Below are 18,104 nucleotides of genomic sequence, written 5' to 3'. Positions count from 1 at the left end.
GGTTTGGCCGGTGGGGAGGGGGAGGATTTCGAGGTAGCGGAGGCCGCCGTACGGGGATTGGGCGTGGGGGGTGTGGCCTTGGGCGGTGAGGGTGGAGGGGTCGGGGCCGGTGGCCAGGCCGGTGCGTTCCTCGTAGTTTTCGGTGGTGGAGGCGCGGCCGTCGTAGTAGGCGGTGAGGCCGTGGGGGGTGAACTGGACGGCGGAGACGCGGACGCCGCGGGAGTCCCAGTGGCCGGGGCGGCGGTCCAGGGCGGTGCCGTGCCAGGTCCAGTCGAGGCCGTCGGGGCTGGTGGCGTAGTCGGTGACCATCTGGTCGGCTTCGGCGGGGATTTCCAGCGGGTGGCACGATGCCCACAGGTGCCAGATTCCGTCGTGGTGGACGATGACGGGGTCCTTGACGCCGGTCTTGAGGTCGCCGGGGAGGACCACACGGGCCTGGGCGGGGTCGAAGGCGGCGGGCGTGGCGGCTTCGAGGAGTTCCACCCGCCAGTGTTTCGTGCCGTACGTCGCGCAGCTGAGGTAGAGCCGCCAGGAACCGGCGGGCGTGCGGACGAGCGTGGGACGTTCCAGGGATTCGGTGCGCATCTGCTCCTTGGTGATGGTGAGCAGGGGTTCGAAGCTCTGGCCGTCGGTCGAGCGGGCCACCACCACGGCGTACCCACGACCCTCGCCGACGGGGCGGCGCAACCGGTAGGCGAGGTAGACGAAGCCGTCGGCGGCGACGGCGCTGGGCGCGCCCGCCCAGAAGCCGGGGCCCTCGCCGGGCGGGGGGACTGCGACGGCCGAAAGGGCAGGCTGCGGTAGGAACACGCGCGGGTCTCCGTTGATCACACGACGACGATAGACGCCCAGGTCCCGGCGGCCGCCGAGCTTTGCCGGGTCGTTAACTCGACAAAGCCTATCTGATTACCAGGTTTTCAACCTGCTGAACCGAACCTGAAACGTCCGCGTATCTCGGCCCGTAAGGGAGCTTCGCGAACTCAGCTACCTCAGCAGTCAAGAACCCCGAGCAGGTTTCTAGGAGGCTCGATGCGATCACGCATCGCCGTTCTCTGTGCCGGCGCTCTCATCCTGAGCATCCCCGGCACGGCGCACGCGACCACGAAAACCCCGGCCACGAAATCCAAACCCAAAGCGACGGCAGGACACACGCCCAAGGGCCTGGCGACCCGGTTCAGCCAGGTCAACCTCGTCTCCGACGTGGCCGGGAAGGCCACAGTCACCGACCCCAAGCTGGTCAACCCGTGGGGGCTCGCCATGGGCAAGACCCTCTGGGTGTCGGGCACGGGCACCGGCACCGCGACCGTCTACTCCGGCGCGGTCAAGAAGGAGCAGACCGAGGTCGCCATCCCGGGCGGCGCGCCCACCGGGCAGGTCGTCAACAAGGGTGACGGCTTCACCATCAAGGGCAAACCGGCCACGTTCATCTTCTCCAGCCCGTCCGGCGCGATCACCGCGTGGAACGCCGAAGTGGACGCGAAGAACGCCCAGATCGCCGCGTTCACCCGCAACGCCGACTACAAGGGCCTGGCCCTGATGGAGACCAACAAGGGCCAGTTCCTGCTGGCCCCGTCGTTCTCCCACAAAAAGGTGCACGTCTTCGACAGCGACTTCAATCGGGTACGGCTGGCGCGCTGGCAGTTCCGCGACCCGACCATGCCCGCCACCTACTCACCGTGGAACGTCGAGATCGTCGGCAACTCCGTCCTGGTCGCGTACGCCGTGCGCGACAACGCCACCGGCAAGGTCGTGCCCGGCAAGGGCAAGGGCTTCGTCAGCCAGTTCAACGCGAACGGCCGGTTCCTCGGGCGGGTCGTCAACCGGGGCGCGCTCAACGCGCCGTGGGCGATGACGATCGCTCCGCAGGGCTTCGGCGGCTTCTCCGGCGCCCTGCTGGTGGGCAACTTCGGCGACGGCTGGGTCAACGCCTACAATCCCCGTAACGGCCGTTACCTCGGCCCGCTGCGCAACGCCAACGGTTCGCCGATCGCGATCGAGGGCCTGTGGGATCTGGAGCGTGGGACCGCCGAGAACGGCGGCGTGAACTCGCTCTGGTTCTCGGCCGGGATCAGCAAGGCCCAGCACGGTCTGCTGGGGCTGCTGAAGCCGTCCAACGCCGCCGCGGCGGGCACCGGGGCGTCCTCGACGCCAACCCCCACCCCGACGCCGAGTAAAGCCGGGGGCTCGTCGTACGGTTACTGACCTGACCTGACGGAAAGGAGCGGCTCATGGAGACAGCTGACATCGGAGTCACCGGCCTGGCGACAATGGGCCGCAACCTGGCCAGGAACTTCGCCCACCACGGCTACGTGGTGGCGGTGCACAACCGCTCGGAGAGCAAGACCAAGCAGCTCATGGCGGATCATTCGGACGAGGGCGCGTTCCTGCCCGCGAGCTCGGTGGCCGAGTTCGTGGCCTCGCTCCGCCGCCCGCGCCGCGCGATCATCATGGTGAAGGCCGGTCCCGCCACCGACGCGGTGATCGAGGAACTGGCCGCGCACATGGAACCGGGCGACATGATCGTCGATGGCGGCAACGCGCTCTTCGCCGACACCCGTCGCCGGGAGGCCGCGCTGAAGGAGCGCGGGCTGCACTTCGTCGGGACGGGCATCTCCGGCGGCGAGGAGGGCGCGCTCAACGGCCCGAGCATCATGCCGGGCGGCGCCGCGGAGGCGTATCGGGACCTGGGGCCGATGCTGGAGAGCATCGCGGCCCAGGTGGACGGCGTGCCGTGCTGCGTGCACGTCGGCCCCGACGGCGCCGGGCACTTCGTGAAGATGGTGCACAACGGCATCGAGTATTCCGACATGCAGCTCATCGCGGAGGCCTACGACCTGCTCCGGCAGGCGCTGGGCCGCTCCCCCGCCGAGCTGGCGGAGATCTTCCGCGAGTGGAACCGGGGCGACCTGGAGTCGTACCTGATCGAGATCACCGCCGAGGTGCTCGATCATGTGGACGCCTCCGGGCAGCCGCTGGTGGACGTGATCGTGGACCAGGCCGAGCAGAAGGGCACCGGCCGCTGGACCGTGCAGAGCGCGCTCGACCTGGGGGTGCCGGTGACCGGCATCGCCGAGGCGGTGTTCGCCCGCGCGCTGTCCGGCCACCCGGAGCAGCGGGACGCCGCGCGCCGCCTGCAGGGGCCGAACGGGACCGCGCCGAACTACTCCCTGGTGGAGGACGTCCGGCTGGCCCTGTACGCATCCAAGATCATCGCGTACGCCCAGGGCTTCGACCAGATCACCGCCGCCAGCGAAGAGTACGGCTGGAACATCGACCGCGGCGCGATGGCGACGATCTGGCGGGGCGGCTGCATCATCCGGGCCCGGTTCCTGGACCGGATCCGGGCGGCGTACGAGGCGAATCCGGGGCTGCCCACGCTGCTGGCCGACCCGACGTTCGCCGACGCGCTGACCGAGGCCCAGCAGGCCTGGCGGCGGGTGGTCTCCACGGCCGCGCAGATCGGCGTGCCGACGCCCGGTTTCTCCTCGGCGCTGGCCTACTACGACGGGCTGCGCCGGGAGCGGCTGCCCGCCGCGCTCATCCAGGGCTTGCGCGACTACTTCGGCGCGCACACCTACCGCCGGATCGACCGTGACGGGACCTTCCACACGGACTGGTCCGGCGACCGGACCGAGCGCCCGGCCTGACTCACCCCGTCATCTGATCTTCGTGTCGTCCTGGGCTGGTTTCGTGCTGCCCAGGACGACCGAAGGACGGCAATGCGGACCCAGAAACTTGCTGCAAGCTTCCAACCAAGATCGGAGGCAAAATCACCCAAACGCGTGCCCTTTTAGCTGGATATTTCCTAACGATTAGGTCTCGGCGGCTGTGCAAGAACGCTGCAAGCTCGCGCTTTGCCGGTGCGGCCCGCCCACGCCTGATGTTGGCTGGTTGAAAACTCTTCCAGTTCTTGCAATGGGTTGCTAACTTCGCGGCACCAACGGTGGATTCCCCCGAGGACCGCGTCTGCGGGCCTGACCCCTTCAGAGGAGAAACCCATGCGCAAGCGCGCCGCGGGTCTGAGTGCCGCCCTGCTCGGCATCGCGCTCGGACTGACCGCCTGCGGCAGCGACCAGCCGGCCGCCGCCCCCGCTCCCGCCGAGTCCGCCTCGGCTCCCGCCGTCGACAAGGGCAACGGCAAGCTCGTCATCTGGGCCGACCCGGTCCGTACGGCCGCGCTCAAGCCGTTCACCGAGCAGTTCGGCACGGAGAACGGCGTCACCGTCGAGATCAAGGAGATCGCCGAGGAGCTCCAGAACCAGTTCCTCACCGCTTCCCAGCAGGGCAGCGGCCCGGACGTGCTGATCGCCGCGCACGACTGGATCGGCAACCTCGTCCAGAACGGCTCGATCGACCCGGTCCAGCTCACCGCGGAGCAGAAGAGCGCCTTCCAGGAGATCGCCATCAAGGCGGTCACCTTCGGCGGGCAGACCTATGGCGCGCCGTACGCGGTGGAGAATCTGGGCCTGATCCGCAACACCGCGCTGGCGCCGGAGGCCCCGGCGTCGGTGGAGGCGCTGATCGAGAGCGGCCAGGCGCTGAAGAAGGCCGGGAAGGTGTCGGAGATCCTCTGCGTCCCGGTCGGCCAAGAGGGCGACGCCTACCACATCTACCCGTTCTATTCCTCGGCGGGCGGTTCGCTGTTCGGCACCACCGCCAGCGGCGACCCCGACCCCACCAAGATCACGGTCGGTGACTCGGCTCCGGCGTTCACCAAGCTCAACGAGCTGGGCAAGAAGGGCGTCGGCGCGCTCAAGACGTCGCTGGGCAACGACAACACGATCGCGACGTTCGCGTCCGGCAAGTGCGCCTACCTGATCTCGGGCCCGTGGGCGATCGCGGACGTGAAGAAGGCCGGGATCAGCTACGACGTCACCGCCGTGCCCGCCTTCGATGGCGGCTCCCCCGCCACCCCGTTCGTGGGCGTGCAGACCTTCTACGTCGCCAGCAAGGGCAAGAGCAAGGCGCTCGCGCAGGAGTTCGTCACCAACTACGTGACCAACCCGGACGTGGCGATGGCCCTCTACAACGCCGACCCGCGCCCGCCGGCGCTGACCGCCGCCCTGGACCAGGCCAAGGCCGCCAACCCGGACATGGGCAAGTTCATCGAGGCCGGCAAGACGGGCATCCCGATGCCCGCGATCCCGCAGATGGCCGCCATCTGGCAGCCGTTCGGCGTGGCCGAGGCCGCTGTGATCAACGGCGGTGACCCGGCGAAGGCCGCGGCCGCCGCCAACAAGGCGATCACCGAGGCCATCGAGAAGTGAAAGCGACGCCCAGGGCGGGGTACGATTCCCCGCCCTCCGGGCATCGGCGCGTGCTCCCCCGGCCCCGGCGGGAGCTGAGCACCGGGTTCGTGGTGAGCCGGATCCTCGTGCTCGCGGTCGGCTCCGCCGTCGCGTTCTACGCCGCGCCGCCGCTGATCGCGGCGGAGAGCTGGACCGGCCTGACGGTCCTGGCCGCCGCCACCGCGCTGATCGCCTACATCTACCTCAGCCGACGACACCTGCCGCTGAAATACCTGGTCCCCGGCACGGTGTTCCTGATCGCCTTCCAGATCTTCCCGGTGCTCTTCACCCTGAGCACGGCCTTCACCAACTTCGGCGAGGGCCACCGGGGCACCAAGGAAGAGGCGATCACCTCCATCCAGACCTCGTCGGTCGCCCAGGTCCCGGGCTCCCCCGAGTACAACCTGTCGGTCGCCGTACGCGACGGCGAGCTGGTCTTCCTCCTGGTCGACACCGCCACCAAGCAGGTCCAGGCGGGTACGGCCGCCGGACTGGAACCCGTCTCGGGCGCCGAGCTCGGGCTGACCGGCAAGGTGCTCAGCGCGCCGGGGTTCCAGGTCCTGACGATCCCGCAGGCGGCGGCCCGGGGCGCGGAGATCTCCGCCCTGACCGTGCCGACCGCCGAGGGCGCGATCAAGGCGAACGGGTTGAGCCGCGCGTTCGAAGGGCGGGCCGCGAAGGCGTACGCGCCGGACTGCGACTGCGTCACCGACAGCGCGACCGGGCAGAAATGGACGGCCGATCCGGATGAGGGCGCCTTCGTCGCCGCCGACGGGTCCCGGCTCGCCCAGGGCTGGCAGGTCAACGTCGGGTTCTCGAACTTCACCCGGGTCTTCACCGATCCGCGGATCTCGGCGCACTTCCTGAGCCTGTTCGCCTGGGACCTGCTCTTCGCCGCCGCCAGCGTGCTCGGCACGTTCGGGATCGGCCTGATCGCCGCGCTCGCCCTGCACGGCGTGAAGGTGCGGGGAACGCGCCTGTACCGGGTGCTGCTGGTGCTGCCCCACGCGATGCCGGCGTTCGCGATGTTCCTGGTCTGGCGGGACATGTTCAACACCGACTTCGGGCTGATCAACCGGGTGCTCGGCCTGCACACCGACTGGTTCGGCGAACCGGTCAGCGCGCGGTTCGCGGTCATCCTGGTGAACCTGTGGCTGGGCTTCCCCTACATGTTCCTGGTCACGACCGGCGCCCTGCAGGCCATCCCGTCGGAACTCGGCGAAGCCGCCAGGATCGACGGCGCCACCCCCTGGCACAACTTCCGCCGGGTCACGCTGCCGCTGCTGCTGATCGCGGTCACCCCGCTGCTGATCTCCTCGTTCGCGTTCAACTTCAACAATTTCAACGCGATCCGCCTGACCACCAACGGCGCGCCCTTCTCCGTCGACAACACCACCGTCGGCGGCACGGACCTGCTGATCACCTACACCTTCCGGCTCGCCTTCGAGGGCGGCTCCGCCGAATTCGGCTTCGCCGCGGCAATCTCGGTCTTCATCTTCATCCTGGTCGGGATCATCTCGGCGCTGGCCTTCCGCCGCACCCGCTACCAGGAGGAGGTGTACGCATGACGCGCTGGCTCCGGCACATGGGCTGGCGGCACCTGGTGCTGATCACGCTCACCCTGTTCGCCGTCTTCCCGATCCTGTTCGTGCTGTCGGCGGCGCTCAATCCGCTGGGCACGCTGGGCTCCTCGGAGCTGCTGCCCACCGGGGCGTCCCTGGACAATTTCGGGAAGCTCTTCGGCAACCCGAACTATCCGTTCCTGCGGTGGATGGTGAACTCGCTGGCGCTGGCGCTGATCTCGGCCTTCTCCAGCATCTTCCTGGGCGTCTGCGCGGCCTACGCGTTCAGCCGGATGCGTTTCGCCGGCCGCCGGGTGGGCCTGCTCTCGCTGCTGCTGATCCAGATGTTTCCGCAGTTCCTGGCCATCGTCGCCATCATCATGATGTTCACCCGGGTGAGCGAGCTCTGGCCCGCCTTCGGCTTCGACTCGATGGGCGGGCTGTTCCTGCTCTACATGGGCGGCGCGCTGGGCGTGAACACCTACCTGATGAAGGGCTTCCTGGACACCGTCCCGAAGGAGCTGGACCAGTCCGCGGCGATCGACGGCGCGACCCACGCCCAGATCTTCTTCCGGATCATCCTGCCCCTGGTCACCCCGATCATCGCGGTCACCGGGCTGCTGGCCTTCATCGGCATCATCAGCGAGTTCATCGTCGCCAGCGTCTTCCTCCGCGACCCGGAGACCAAGACCCTGGCGGTGGGCATGTTCGGCATGCTCGGCAACGACGTACGCAACGCCAACTTCGGCATGTTCGCCGCGGGAACGCTGCTGACCGCGATCCCCACGGTGGGCGTCTTCCTGTGGCTGCAGAAATACATCGTCAGCGGCCTGACCGCGGGAGCCGTCAAAGGCTGATGGGGTACGGCTGCCGCTCGCGGGCGGCAGCCGTACCCCAGTTTGATCAGACGACGGCCGGTTCCGCGGGCTCCGGGGTGGGCTCGTTGCCACCGCGGAGCGGGACTTCCTTCACGAAGACGGCCAGGACGGGGACGAGCACGGCGAAGATGAGCGCCCAGACGAACACGCCGCTGATGGCGCCGGCGAGGGAGTCCAGGAAGCCGGTCTTGATGGCCGGGGGGAGGTCGGCCAGGGCGGCGGGGCTCATCTGGCCGCCCGAGGAGACCATCTTCCCGGCCTCGGCGCCGAACTTCTCGGTCAGGCTGCTGGTGAGATGGTTGTTGAAGACGGCGCCGAACAGGGCGACGCCGAAGGAGCCGCCGATCGAGCGGAAGAAGGTGCTGGCGCTGCTGGCGACGCCCAGGTCCTTCTGCTCGACGCTGTTCTGGGCGATCAGCATGGTGGTCTGCATGAGGAAGCCCATGCCGAGGCCGAGGACGGCGATGAAGACGCCGGTCTGCCACGCGGGGGTGTTGACGTCCATCCGGGACAGCAGCCACATGCCGGCCGCCATTCCGACGCCGCCGAGCACCGGGTAGATCCTGTACTTGCCGGTCTTCGTGATCGCCCGGCCGACGAACAGGGAGACGACCATGGCCGCGCCCATCATCGGCAGCAGGAGCAGGCCCGAGTTGGTGGCGGTCGAGCCCTGCACGGTCTGCTGGAACAGCGGCAGGAAGCTGATCGCGCCGAACATGGCGAAACCGAGCAGGAAGCCGATCCAGGAGATCAGGTTGAAGTTGCGGTCCTTGAAGACGTGCAGCGGCATGATCGGCTCGGGCGCGCGGCGCTCGATCGGGACGAACAGCGCGAGCGACACGACCGCGAGCACACCCAGCGAGATGATCTGCCAGGAGCCCCACGGGTAGCCGTGGCTCTGGCCGCCCCATGAGGTGAGCAGGACCAGCGCGGTGATGCCGACGGTGAGGACGGCGGCGCCGAGCCAGTCGATGCGGTGCTCGGTGCGGCGCTTGGGCAGGTCGAGCTTGAGGAACAGCCAGACCAGCGCGATGCCGCCGAGCGGCAGGTTCACGTAGAAGGCCCACCGCCAGTCGAGGTGGTCGGTGATGAATCCCCCGGCCAGCGGGCCGGCGATCATCGCCAGCGACATGATCGCGGCCATGATGCCCTGGTACTGGCCGCGCTCGCGGGGCGGGACGAGGTCGCCGATGATGGCCATGACGCCGACGATCAGGCCGCCCGCGCCCAGACCCTGCAGCGCGCGGAAGGCGATCAGTTCGGTCATGCCGCCGTCGACGCCGCCGAACAGGGCGGAACCGGCCATGCCGCAGAGGGCGGAGCCAACCAGGAAGATGACGATCGAGCCGAGAAAGATGTTCTTGCGTCCGTAAAGGTCGCCCAGCTTGCCCCAGATGGGGGTGGAGACGGTGGTCCCGAGCACGTAGGCGGTGGTGACCCAGGTGAAGTACTCCAGGCCGTTTAATTCGCCTACGATGCGCGGCATGGCCGTGCCGACGATCATGTTGTCCAGCATCGCCAGCATCATGGCCAGCATCAGCCCTGGCAGGACGATCATGACCTCTCTCGACCGCGCTGGAGCGGCCGAAGTTTCCGTCATTGTGGGCCCCCTTGATAAACTCTTACTTACTTGCCGACCGGCTAGGTACCGGAGATACGGTAGGGTCCTTACTTGCCGCCCGTCAAGTTGAATAAAAGGGACATAGGTGATCATGAGCGAGCGAACGAGCACGGAGAGTGCGTTCGCCACCGAGGCCGGCGACGAGCGTCCGCGGGACACTCGCGCGCGTATCCAGGAGATCGCGCTCCGGCTTTTCACCGAGCAGGGCTACGAGGCGACCTCGCTGCGGGAGATCGCCGAGGAACTCGGGGTGACGAAAGCGGCACTGTACTACCACTTCAAAACAAAAGAGGACATCGTCGCGAGCATGATGATCGATCGGGTGACCTTCATGGACAGCCTGATCGACTGGGTGCGCGACCAGCCGCGCTCGCCGGAGGTCCGGCGCGAGGCTATCCGGCGCTATGCCGACTGGCTGCACGCGGGCAGCCAGACCCAGATCATGCGGTTCATGGAGCGTAACCAGACGGCGCTCAAGGAGCACCCGACCATGGGCCAGATGCGCGGAAAAATGCTGACATTGATGGGGTTCTTCGTCGATAGCGATGATCCCCTGACGGTCCGGCTGAAGCGGACGCTGGCGGTGTTCGCGCTGCACGCGGTGTGGTTCATGATGCCCGACGTGACAGACGCCGAGCGTGCCGACACCTCCCTGAAGGTCGCCCTGGAATTGATCGACGCCACGGATGGTTGAGGCGGTCGAAAGGGAAGGTGACCAGCATGCTCTTTGGCGCGCAGCATATCGAAAGGTACCTGGCCACGGATGGCCAGGAAGGCCACGACTGGCAGGGCACGACGGCCGCCCTGCTCACGACCAAGGGCCGCCGCACCGGCAAGCAGCACACCACGCCGCTGATCTACCAGCAGTATGGGGACACCTATCTGGTGGTCGCGTCCAAGGGCGGCGCCCCGCAGCCACCGGAGTGGTTCCTCAACCTGGAGGCCAACCCCGAGGTGGAGTTCCAGGTGTGGGGCGAGCGCTTCAAGGCTCGCGCGCGCACGGCCACCGCGGCGGAGAAGCCGGACATGTGGCGGGTGATGGCGGCGGCGTGGCCCGCGTACGACGACTACCAGAAGAAGACCTCGCGCGAGATCCCGGTGGTCGTGCTGGAACGGGTCTGACAGCGGGAGCTGACATTCCCGTTCGGCGAAAGCGGCAGTCGGGGGCAGGATAGGGGGCGTGGACCTCAACCTCACGAACCTCACGCAGCGACTGCCGCAGACCGCCGACCCTGATTCCCTGTTCGAGACGTTCGTGCAGTGGAACGAGGAACGCGGTCTGACGCTGTATCCCGCGCAGGAAGAGGCCCTCATGGAGGTGGTCTCGGGCAGCAACGTGATCCTGGCGACGCCGACCGGTTCCGGGAAGAGCCTGGTGGCGGCCGGGGCGCACTTCGCGGCGCTGGCGCGGGACGAGGTCAGTTTCTACACGGCTCCGATCAAGGCGCTGGTGTCGGAGAAGTTCTTCGACCTGTGCGCGGTGTTCGGCACCGAGAACGTCGGCATGATGACCGGGGACGCCTCCGTGAACGCGGACGCCCCGATCATCTGCTGCACCGCGGAGATCCTGGCGCAGGTGGCGCTGGCCGAAGGGACGCGCGCCGACGTCGGCATGGTCATCATGGACGAGTTCCACTTCTACGCCGAACCCGACCGGGGCTGGGCCTGGCAGGTTCCGCTGCTGGAGCTCCCGCAGGCGCAGTTCGTCCTGATGTCGGCGACGCTCGGCGACGTCGAGCGCTTCGAGAAGGACCTGACCCGCCGCACCGGCCGCCCCACGGCCGTGGTCAAGAATTCGGAACGCCCGGTTCCGCTGGTCTACTCGTACCGGATGAGCCCCCTGCACGAGACCCTGGAAGAGTTCCTGACCACCAACCAGGCCCCCGTGTATGTCGTGCATTTCACCCAGGCCGCCGCGATGGAACGCGCCCAGGCGCTCATGTCCATCAACATGTGCTCCAAAGCCGAAAAAGAATCCATCGCCGCACTTATCGGAAATTTCCGGTTCACCACGAAGTTCGGGCGTGCGCTCTCCCGGCTGGTACGGCACGGCATCGGTGTGCACCACGCCGGCATGCTGCCCAAATACCGCCGCCTCGTGGAACGCCTCGCCCAGGCCGGCCTGCTGAAGGTCATCTGCGGCACCGACACCCTCGGCGTCGGCGTCAACGTCCCGATCCGCACCGTGCTGTTCACCGCGCTCACGAAGTTCGACGGCAACCGCGTCCGCCGCCTGCGCGCCCGCGAGTTCCACCAGATCGCGGGCCGCGCGGGCCGCGCCGGATTCGACACCATCGGGTATGTCGCCTGCCAGGCCCCCGACCACGTCATCGAGAACGAGCGCGCCCTCGCCAAGATCGGCGACGACCCGAAACGCCGCCGTGGCTACGCCCGCAAGAAGCCCCCGGAGGGTTTCGTCAACTGGAGCGAGGAGACCTTCGCCAACCTCCAGGCCGCCGAGCCGGAGCCGCTGACCTCCCGCTTCAAGGTCAGCAACGCCATGCTGCTGGCCGTCATCAACCGCCCCGGCGACTGCTTCCAGGCTATGAAAAGCCTGCTCACCGACAACCACGAAGATCGCAAGTGGCAGCGCCGCCACATCAGCCACGCCATCGCGATCTACCGGTCCCTGCTCGCGGGCGGCATCGTGGAAACCCTCAAGGAGCCCGACGACCAGGGCCGCCGCGCCCGCCTCACCGTCGACCTCCAGCAGGATTTCGCCCTCAACCAGGCCCTGTCCACCTTCGCCCTGGCCACCTTCGAACTGCTCTCCCCCGACTCCCCGACGTACGCGCTGGACATCGTGTCCATCGTCGAATCCACCCTCGACGACCCGCGCCAGATCCTGCACGCCCAGCTCAACAAGGCCCGCGGCGAAGCCGTCGCCCAGATGAAGGCCGACGGCATCGAGTACGAGGAGCGGATGGAGCTCCTTCAGGAGATCACCTATCCGATGCCGCTGGAGACCCTGCTCTTCGGCGCGTACGAGACCTACCGGCAGGGCCACCCCTGGGTCGGCGACCACACGGTCAGCCCCAAGGGCATCGTCCGCGACATGTACGAACGCGCGATGACCTTCGTGGACTACATCCAGTTCTACGAGCTCGCCCGCTCCGAGGGCACCGTCCTGCGCTACCTCGCCGACGCCTACCGAGCCCTCTCCAAGACCGTCCCGGAACACCTCAAGACCGACGACCTCATCGACTTGATCGAATGGCTGGGCGAGCTGGTCCGCCAGGTCGACTCCAGCCTCATCGACGAGTGGGAGAAGCTCGCCAACCCCTCCGAGGCCCTCGAAACCCGCGACGAGCTCGAATCCAAGCTCCGCCCGGTCACCGCCAACACGCGCGCCTTCCGCGTCCTGGTCCGCAACGCCATGTTCCGCCTGGTCGAACTCACCGCCCTGGACAAGCAGGAAGAACTCGAAGAGCTCTACCCCGACGTGGACTGGGCCTCCGCCATGGACGCCTACTACGAGGAACACGACGAGATCGGCACCGGCCCTTCGGCCCGCGGCCCCGCCTTCCTCCAGATCGAGGAGGAAAAGGAACTCTGGCGCGTCCGTCAGGTCATCGAGGACCCCGCCGGCCACGGCGACTGGTCCATCAAAGCCGAGGTCGACCTGGCCGCCTCCGACGAGGCGGGCTTCGCCGTCCTCCATGTCAGCGGCCTGAGCCGGATGTAACGGGGTCAACCGCCTGACGTGGGGTCCTCGGCGTCGGGGGAAGGGATGGCGAGTTCGTCGGGGTCGTCGAGCCAGCCGTGTGGGAGCAGGACCTTCTGGCGTTCGCCGCTCTTGCCGCGGGGGCCGTCGGCGGCTTCGCCGGGCCAGGGCTGGGCGGGGTCGAGTTCGGCGAGGTGGTCTTCGAGTTCGGCCAGGCTGGTGGAGAGGGCGAGGACGCGGCGGGTTTCCGCGCCTACGACGAAGCCCTTGAGGTACCAGCCGATGTGTTTGCGGAAGTCGGCCACGCCGTACCGCTCGCTGCCGATGACCTCGCAGAGGAGTTCGGCGTGGCGGAGGAGGGTGCGGGTGACGTCGCCGAGGGTGGGGCGGGCCCGGTCGGGGCTGCCGTTGAAGGCGTTTTCCAGGTCGCGGAAGAGCCAGGGGCGGCCGAGGCAGCCGCGGCCGACGACCACGCCGTCGCAGCCGGTGTGGGCGACCATGCGGAGGGCGTCGTCGGCGGTCCAGATGTCGCCGTTGCCGAGGACGGGGATGTCGGGGACCGCGTCTTTCAGGCGTTTGATGGCGTCCCAGTCGGCGGCGCCGCCGTAGTGCTGCTTGGCGGTGCGGGCATGGAGGGCGATGGCCGCGATTCCCTCTTCGGCGGCGATCCGGCCCGCGTCCAGATATGTCAGGTGATCGTCATCGATGCCTTTACGCATCTTCATCGTCACCGGCAGACCGCCCGCGTTCGTGACGGCTTCGCGCAGGATCGCCCGCAGGAGCCTCCGCTTGTACGGCAGCGCCGAACCGCCACCACGCCGCGTCACCTTGGGCACGGGGCAGCCGAAGTTGAGGTCGATATGGTCGGCCAGATCCTCTTCCGCGATCATTCGGGCGGCCTTGCCGATGATGGCCGGGTCGACTCCGTACAACTGGAGGCTTCGGGGGCGTTCGTGCGGGCCGAATCTGATCATTTCGAAGGTCAGCGGGTTGCGTTCGACCAGCGCGCGCGAGGTGATCATCTCGCAGACGAAGAGGCCGCCGCCCTGCTCGCGGCAGAGGGTGCGGAAGGCGATGTTGGTGATTCCGGCCATCGGGGCGAGCACCACCGGCGGCCACACGTCGAGCGTCCCGATTTTCACCATGCCATTGTCCCGTCTTTGAGCGGGTCCTCGGGTTACAAGATCGCGTTATGGCCGATAATCTGAGGTCTGGAGCGGTCGGGGAGGCGTCCATGTTGTTGCGGCTGCGTATCGCCGTGCCGGATCGTCCGGGTTCGCTGGGTCAGGTGACCAGCGCGCTCGGGTCGGCGGGGGCGGATATCACCCAGGTCATCGTGCTGGAACGCGGTGACGGCCGGGCCGTCGACGACTTCACCGTGTACTGGCCGGACGCGGCACCGCGCGAATACCTGATCAACGCCCTGGAAGAGATCGACGACATCAAGATCGAAGGCGTCTGGTCCACCCGGGAAGCGCCCGGCACCTACCCGGAACTGGAAATCCTCAAGTTCCTGACCACGGCCGGCGAACGCGCCCTGGCCACCCTCATCGACTCGATGCCGGTCCTGTTCAGCGCCGACTGGGCCGCCGCCGGAACCGAACGTACGCCCCGGGAAACCGTCTACTCCAGCTGGCGCGCCCCGGAAATCATCCCGTTTCCCGCCGAAACCCCGTCCAGGCCGGTCGCGTCGACGCTCGAATCCGGCCTGCATCTGATCACGGCGCCGCTGCCTCCGCTGGCCCTCTCGCTCGTGCTGGCCCGCGCGGAAGGCCCCGACTTCCACCGCATCGAGGTGCACCGGCTCACCCGCATCCTGGAGATCTTCCTGATGCTGCCCGCCATCGAGCGGGGCGCCGACCGGGCGTTCCGCAACCTCGCCACGCGCGCGCGGGATTAACGGCCGCTGACGAAAACCCGCTAGAATCCGAGGGTCGCCGCGAGGCGTGCGCGGAAGTGGCTCAGTGGTAGAGCATCACCTTGCCAAGGTGAGGGTCGCGGGTTCGAATCCCGTCTTCCGCTCGCAGATCTTCCCCGGTGGAGTGGCCGAGAGGCGAGGCAACGGCCTGCAAAGCCGTGTACACGGGTTCAAATCCCGTCTCCACCTCACCTGTGGTGGCCAGGGCGTCGCCCTTGGACGACGCCCTGGCATCACGTTCGATCAGGAGTACACGCGCCGATCCGCGTCCAGGTCGCGGGTCAGGCGGATGGTGATGAACTCGTTGTTGTCGGCCACGCCCGCGGTGCGGCCGTTCGAGAACGGGTAGTTGTTGTCGTCCAGGACGCCGAGGGTGCGGTCGTCAAGGATGACGACGTCCTCGATCGTCTGGAACGGGAAGCGGAAGGTGTCGCCGAAGCCGCCGATGTGCCGGGGGTTGGCGATGTCGAGCAGGTCGGCGACAAGAGTCTTCTTGACGCCGTGGTTGCTCAGGGTCACCTCGAAGATCTTCTTGAACGCGGCGGCGTCGCCCTGGTTGCCGTCCCGCTCGATGACCAGGAACCGGCGCTTGTCGATGGCGATGAAGTCACCGATCGCGTTCGACGGCGAGTCCAGCTGGTAGGCCCAGCGCTGGCCGGTGTACGCGCGACGGCGCAGGTCGAACTCATTGATCCGCAGCGTGCCGGCCGGGTCGCCGGTGACCGTGCCCTCCAGCAGCGGGTAGAGCGTGCGCCCGTCCACCGACCGGGCCATGCCCTCGAAACCCTTGCTGCCGCCGAGGTTCGGCGTGCCGCCGTTGAGGTACGGATTCTCCGGCGCCTGCACGCCAGGAAGCGCGATCGGCGCCTCCAGCAGCTTGCCGCCGGCCGAGAAGTGCAGCAGGAACGGGCCGAACTCGTCACCGATCCAGTACGTGCCGTCGCTCGTGCGCACGATCGACTCGACGTCGAAGTCGGCGCCGGTGAGCGTGCGGTCCGGGCGGGTCAGCGGGAAGGGCACCTTGCCGTACGGGTCGGTCAAGTTGAAGCCGCCGCGCACCTTGATCGTGCCGTCCCGGAAGGAGGGCTTGATGTGGTGCACGCGGAGCAGGAAGTCGGAGCTGTTGGCCTTCGCGCCGTAGCCGTTGTCGGAGAGCGCGTAGAAGGTACCGTCGTGGTTGCGGACGATGCCGCTGAAGCCCTGCACCGGCTGGCCGGGGAACGGCGGGGTGATGCCGTTGCTCGGCGCCGTCCCCAGGAGGGAGCCGGAGGGCTCGCTGCCGGGGACGTAGGTCTGCGCCGGCAGGGAGGCGAAACCGGTGAGCGTCGCCCTGCCGTACTGGCCGTGCCGGGAGGGATCGGCCTGGGCGGGCACGGCGACGGCGAGGGTGAGCGCCACCGTATCCAACATGATCAATGTTCTTCTCATGTCGAGCAGGCTAGGGATTCCCGATGACAGCCGCCCTAACTTCAGGTGGAGTTGGGCTCAACTGCCTGGCCGGGGGGCGGCGCGGTCCAGGTCCCACACCAGGCGGGTCATCGCTTCGTCCCGGCGAACCCGTCCGGCGCCGCGGCCGACATCACCGCGATCGAGGTGAACAGGGACGGCGACCGGGCGTGACCGCCCTGGGCGCGAATCCGCTCGGCGATCTGGTCGGCCGCGCTCTGGAAGCCCCGCTGCATCCGGATTCGCTGCTCGGCCGGCTCCTGGGAGAAACGAACGGCTCCGCCGCCGACCCAAGAATGGGCGGCCATGTAACGCATACGCGAATCTGACGCTGCTTCAGACCTCTACACCCGTCATGGCGCGCTGGACGAACGCATACCAGGCCGGCGGGACGTCGCCCACTGTTCCCAGACTGCTGGGGGGTCGTCCGTGAGCTGCGCGCTGTGGTGTTGTGCGTCCGATGCGCTCATGTTCAAAGCTTCGGCTACCCGCTGGATGGTTCCGCCCGCGGTGATGTAGGCACGGATTACCCCGTCCCGTGCTCCCTGAAGGCGAGGCGAAAGTCGGTCCAGCCCGCGGAGCGCGGCAGCCCAATCGCCCTGCGTCGGGGCGGGCGCGCCGGGGTCGCGAGAATTGATGTTGGTACGAAGCATGGCCATGGCCCACAAGCAGCTGTCGAGGATTTCGGCCATGAGTAAGGCGTCCTTGCCGACGCTCTCGGCCTCTGACGGTGTCAACCTGATGGTGATCTCCATTCCGTCGCGATTTTGATCGTCGCCAGGCCGATGGGAAACGGTCATTTGCGCCTCCAGTGATGACCTCCGAATAACAACATCACATCACAGATCTGGTTGATCACCGCAGACTTCTCGTCGGGATGACCAGCGATCCGACCGCTGGCACCGCGCCAACCCAAGACGATTTCGAAACCACAGACCTGTACCAAATTATGCCGTAGCGTCCGGATTCCAGAGCCATAGAATCAGGACAAACCACCCAGGCGCGACTTTGAAATCGCCCTGCGCGCAGACCGGCTTGTGCTGGAGCTTTGGATCTCGCAGCGACCGTCACGGAAACTGGATTCGTCATCGCCAGGACAATCCGTTATTCACCGAGTTCGCAATGCGGATCATCATCGCCACCAGACATGCGGAGGCCCGACACGGAGAGCTCCTCGAATACCTTGCGGAAGCCGGATGAGAGCGGGCTGAAGCCTGAACGCCGGAGCTGCCAGGCCCTTTCGATGCACGCGTCGAGTGCGTCACAGATCGAACTGATGAGCCTTTACGCCGCCGACGAAGGAATGGCCCTCGTCGGGAGTGAAGACAAGGACGGAGTCTTGAGGGGCTTACCAGCCAGGAATGGACCCAAGCGAACGGATGAAGCCACGCAAGCCGAGAGGGGCGGACTCACGCGAGACCTGGGTTGAGCACGGCGCTGGTGAGGGCCCTGCCGGGGTCGGCCACGACGCCCCGGACGAAGCCAGGATCGGATGCGACACCCCGGGCGATGCCAGGGTCGAATGCGGTATTACGGGCGGGGCCGGAGCCGGTTGCGGCGCTGGTTGAGGCCATGCTGGAGTCGGATGCGGCACCCTGGGCAGAGCCGGAGCCAGATGCGACCCCCCGGGCGAGACCGGAGTCAGATGCGGCGCTGGTGGAGGCCATACCGGAGTCAGATGCGGCACCCTGGGCAGAGCCGGAGCCAGATGCGACCCCCCGGGCGAG

At 67.7% G+C, this 18,104-nt stretch carries 15 protein-coding genes and 2 tRNA genes; 11 read left to right on the top strand and 6 right to left on the bottom strand.

The window, feature by feature from the left end; genetic code table 11:
• Positions 1-831 (bottom strand): hypothetical protein (locus tag Aple_RS52220; protein ID WP_246264830.1); only part of this gene is annotated, 831 nt, incomplete at its 3' end.
• A gap of 198 nt (positions 832-1,029) precedes the next feature.
• On the opposite strand from Aple_RS52220, the gene Aple_RS28020 reads away from it, so the two are divergent.
• The 5 genes from Aple_RS28020 to Aple_RS28000 all read left to right on the top strand — a co-directional run bounded on the left by Aple_RS28020 (position 1,030) and on the right by Aple_RS28000 (position 7,707).
• Positions 1,030-2,202 (top strand): TIGR03118 family protein, encoded by a 1,173-nt coding sequence (locus tag Aple_RS28020; protein ID WP_155347714.1) that lies wholly within the window; start codon positions 1,030-1,032, stop codon positions 2,200-2,202.
• Positions 2,203-2,228: 26 nt separating this feature from the next.
• Positions 2,229-3,647 carry an NADP-dependent phosphogluconate dehydrogenase gene (gnd, locus tag Aple_RS28015; protein WP_155347713.1) on the top strand — a complete coding sequence of 473 codons (1,419 nt, stop codon included), beginning with the start codon at positions 2,229-2,231 and terminating at the stop codon, positions 3,645-3,647.
• A gap of 351 nt (positions 3,648-3,998) precedes the next feature.
• Complete coding sequence (locus Aple_RS28010) at positions 3,999-5,267, top strand: sugar ABC transporter substrate-binding protein (RefSeq protein WP_155347712.1); 1,269 nt, start codon at positions 3,999-4,001, stop codon at positions 5,265-5,267.
• A 50-nt stretch (positions 5,268-5,317) separates the two neighbouring features.
• Positions 5,318-6,856 (top strand): ABC transporter permease subunit, encoded by a 1,539-nt coding sequence (locus Aple_RS28005; protein WP_246264829.1) that lies wholly within the window; start codon positions 5,318-5,320, stop codon positions 6,854-6,856.
• On the top strand, positions 6,853-7,707 hold the full coding sequence (locus tag Aple_RS28000) for a sugar ABC transporter permease (RefSeq protein WP_155347710.1): 855 nt from the start codon (positions 6,853-6,855) through the stop codon (positions 7,705-7,707). Before Aple_RS28005 ends, Aple_RS28000 begins: the two co-directional genes overlap by 4 nt.
• A 46-nt stretch (positions 7,708-7,753) precedes the next feature.
• Here Aple_RS28000 and Aple_RS27995 read toward each other — a convergent pair whose 3' ends face one another.
• Positions 7,754-9,328: an MDR family MFS transporter gene (locus tag Aple_RS27995; RefSeq protein WP_155347709.1), complete on the bottom strand. Its 1,575-nt coding sequence runs from the start codon at positions 9,326-9,328 to the stop codon at positions 7,754-7,756.
• A gap of 112 nt (positions 9,329-9,440) precedes the next feature.
• On the opposite strand from Aple_RS27995, the gene Aple_RS27990 reads away from it, so the two are divergent.
• From Aple_RS27990 to Aple_RS27980, 3 genes are read left to right on the top strand one after another with little or no spacing between them, the layout of a single operon-like run.
• On the top strand, positions 9,441-10,043 hold the full coding sequence (locus Aple_RS27990) for a TetR/AcrR family transcriptional regulator (protein ID WP_155347708.1): 603 nt from the start codon (positions 9,441-9,443) through the stop codon (positions 10,041-10,043).
• A gap of 26 nt (positions 10,044-10,069) precedes the next feature.
• On the top strand, positions 10,070-10,471 hold the full coding sequence (locus Aple_RS27985; RefSeq protein WP_155347707.1) for a nitroreductase family deazaflavin-dependent oxidoreductase: 402 nt from the start codon (positions 10,070-10,072) through the stop codon (positions 10,469-10,471).
• Positions 10,472-10,529: 58 nt separating this feature from the next.
• Positions 10,530-13,034: a DEAD/DEAH box helicase gene (locus Aple_RS27980; protein ID WP_174889888.1), complete on the top strand. Its 2,505-nt coding sequence runs from the start codon at positions 10,530-10,532 to the stop codon at positions 13,032-13,034.
• Positions 13,035-13,039: 5 nt separating this feature from the next.
• Here the strand turns inward: Aple_RS27980 and dusB are convergent, their stop codons facing one another.
• Positions 13,040-14,158, bottom strand: coding sequence for a tRNA dihydrouridine synthase DusB (gene dusB / locus Aple_RS27975; protein WP_155347706.1), 1,119 nt, complete (start codon positions 14,156-14,158; stop codon positions 13,040-13,042).
• A 47-nt stretch (positions 14,159-14,205) separates the two neighbouring features.
• On the opposite strand from dusB, the gene Aple_RS27970 reads away from it, so the two are divergent.
• From Aple_RS27970 to Aple_RS27960, 3 genes are all read left to right on the top strand, one after another.
• Positions 14,206-14,913: an ACT domain-containing protein gene (locus tag Aple_RS27970; protein ID WP_246264828.1), complete on the top strand. Its 708-nt coding sequence runs from the start codon at positions 14,206-14,208 to the stop codon at positions 14,911-14,913.
• A gap of 50 nt (positions 14,914-14,963) precedes the next feature.
• Positions 14,964-15,035 (top strand) — tRNA-Gly (locus Aple_RS27965).
• Positions 15,036-15,049: 14 nt separating this feature from the next.
• Positions 15,050-15,120, top strand: a tRNA-Cys gene (locus tag Aple_RS27960).
• A gap of 54 nt (positions 15,121-15,174) precedes the next feature.
• Here the strand turns inward: Aple_RS27960 and Aple_RS27955 are convergent.
• The 3 genes from Aple_RS27955 to Aple_RS27945 all read right to left on the bottom strand — a co-directional run bounded on the left by Aple_RS27955 (position 15,175) and on the right by Aple_RS27945 (position 17,177).
• Positions 15,175-16,359: an esterase-like activity of phytase family protein gene (locus Aple_RS27955; protein ID WP_155347705.1), complete on the bottom strand. Its 1,185-nt coding sequence runs from the start codon at positions 16,357-16,359 to the stop codon at positions 15,175-15,177.
• Positions 16,360-16,466: 107 nt separating this feature from the next.
• Positions 16,467-16,685 carry a hypothetical protein gene (locus Aple_RS27950; RefSeq protein WP_155347704.1) on the bottom strand — a complete coding sequence of 73 codons (219 nt, stop codon included), beginning with the start codon at positions 16,683-16,685 and terminating at the stop codon, positions 16,467-16,469.
• Between the two features lie 45 nt (positions 16,686-16,730).
• Positions 16,731-17,177, bottom strand: a complete 447-nt coding sequence (locus Aple_RS27945) for a hypothetical protein (protein ID WP_155347703.1) — start codon at positions 17,175-17,177, stop codon at positions 16,731-16,733.
• Between the last annotated feature and the right edge of the window lie 927 nt (positions 17,178-18,104).

It is taken from the genome of Acrocarpospora pleiomorpha (assembly GCF_009687885.1).
Taxonomy (GTDB): domain Bacteria; phylum Actinomycetota; class Actinomycetes; order Streptosporangiales; family Streptosporangiaceae; genus Acrocarpospora; species Acrocarpospora pleiomorpha.
The sequence above is the reverse complement of the archived record's forward strand: the minus strand, read 5'-3'. Positions and strand labels throughout refer to the sequence as shown.

Bases quoted from the DNA above. Each gene is read 5' to 3' on its own strand.
- Aple_RS28020 (WP_155347714.1), top strand. From the start codon at position 1,030: ATGCGATCACGCATCGCCGTTCTCTGTGCCGGCGCTCTCATCCTGAGC.
- gnd (WP_155347713.1), top strand. From the start codon at position 2,229: ATGGAGACAGCTGACATCGGAGTCACCGGCCTGGCGACAATGGGCCGC.
- Aple_RS28010 (WP_155347712.1), top strand. From the start codon at position 3,999: ATGCGCAAGCGCGCCGCGGGTCTGAGTGCCGCCCTGCTCGGCATCGCG.
- Aple_RS28000 (WP_155347710.1), top strand. From the start codon at position 6,853: ATGACGCGCTGGCTCCGGCACATGGGCTGGCGGCACCTGGTGCTGATC.
- Aple_RS27995 (WP_155347709.1), bottom strand. From the start codon at position 9,328: ATGACGGAAACTTCGGCCGCTCCAGCGCGGTCGAGAGAGGTCATGATC.
- Aple_RS27990 (WP_155347708.1), top strand. From the start codon at position 9,441: ATGAGCGAGCGAACGAGCACGGAGAGTGCGTTCGCCACCGAGGCCGGC.
- Aple_RS27985 (WP_155347707.1), top strand. From the start codon at position 10,070: ATGCTCTTTGGCGCGCAGCATATCGAAAGGTACCTGGCCACGGATGGC.
- dusB (WP_155347706.1), bottom strand. From the start codon at position 14,158: ATGGTGAAAATCGGGACGCTCGACGTGTGGCCGCCGGTGGTGCTCGCC.
- Aple_RS27970 (WP_246264828.1), top strand. From the start codon at position 14,206: ATGGCCGATAATCTGAGGTCTGGAGCGGTCGGGGAGGCGTCCATGTTG.
- Aple_RS27955 (WP_155347705.1), bottom strand. From the start codon at position 16,359: ATGAGAAGAACATTGATCATGTTGGATACGGTGGCGCTCACCCTCGCC.
- Aple_RS27950 (WP_155347704.1), bottom strand. From the start codon at position 16,685: ATGGCCGCCCATTCTTGGGTCGGCGGCGGAGCCGTTCGTTTCTCCCAG.
- Aple_RS27945 (WP_155347703.1), bottom strand. From the start codon at position 17,177: ATGACCGTTTCCCATCGGCCTGGCGACGATCAAAATCGCGACGGAATG.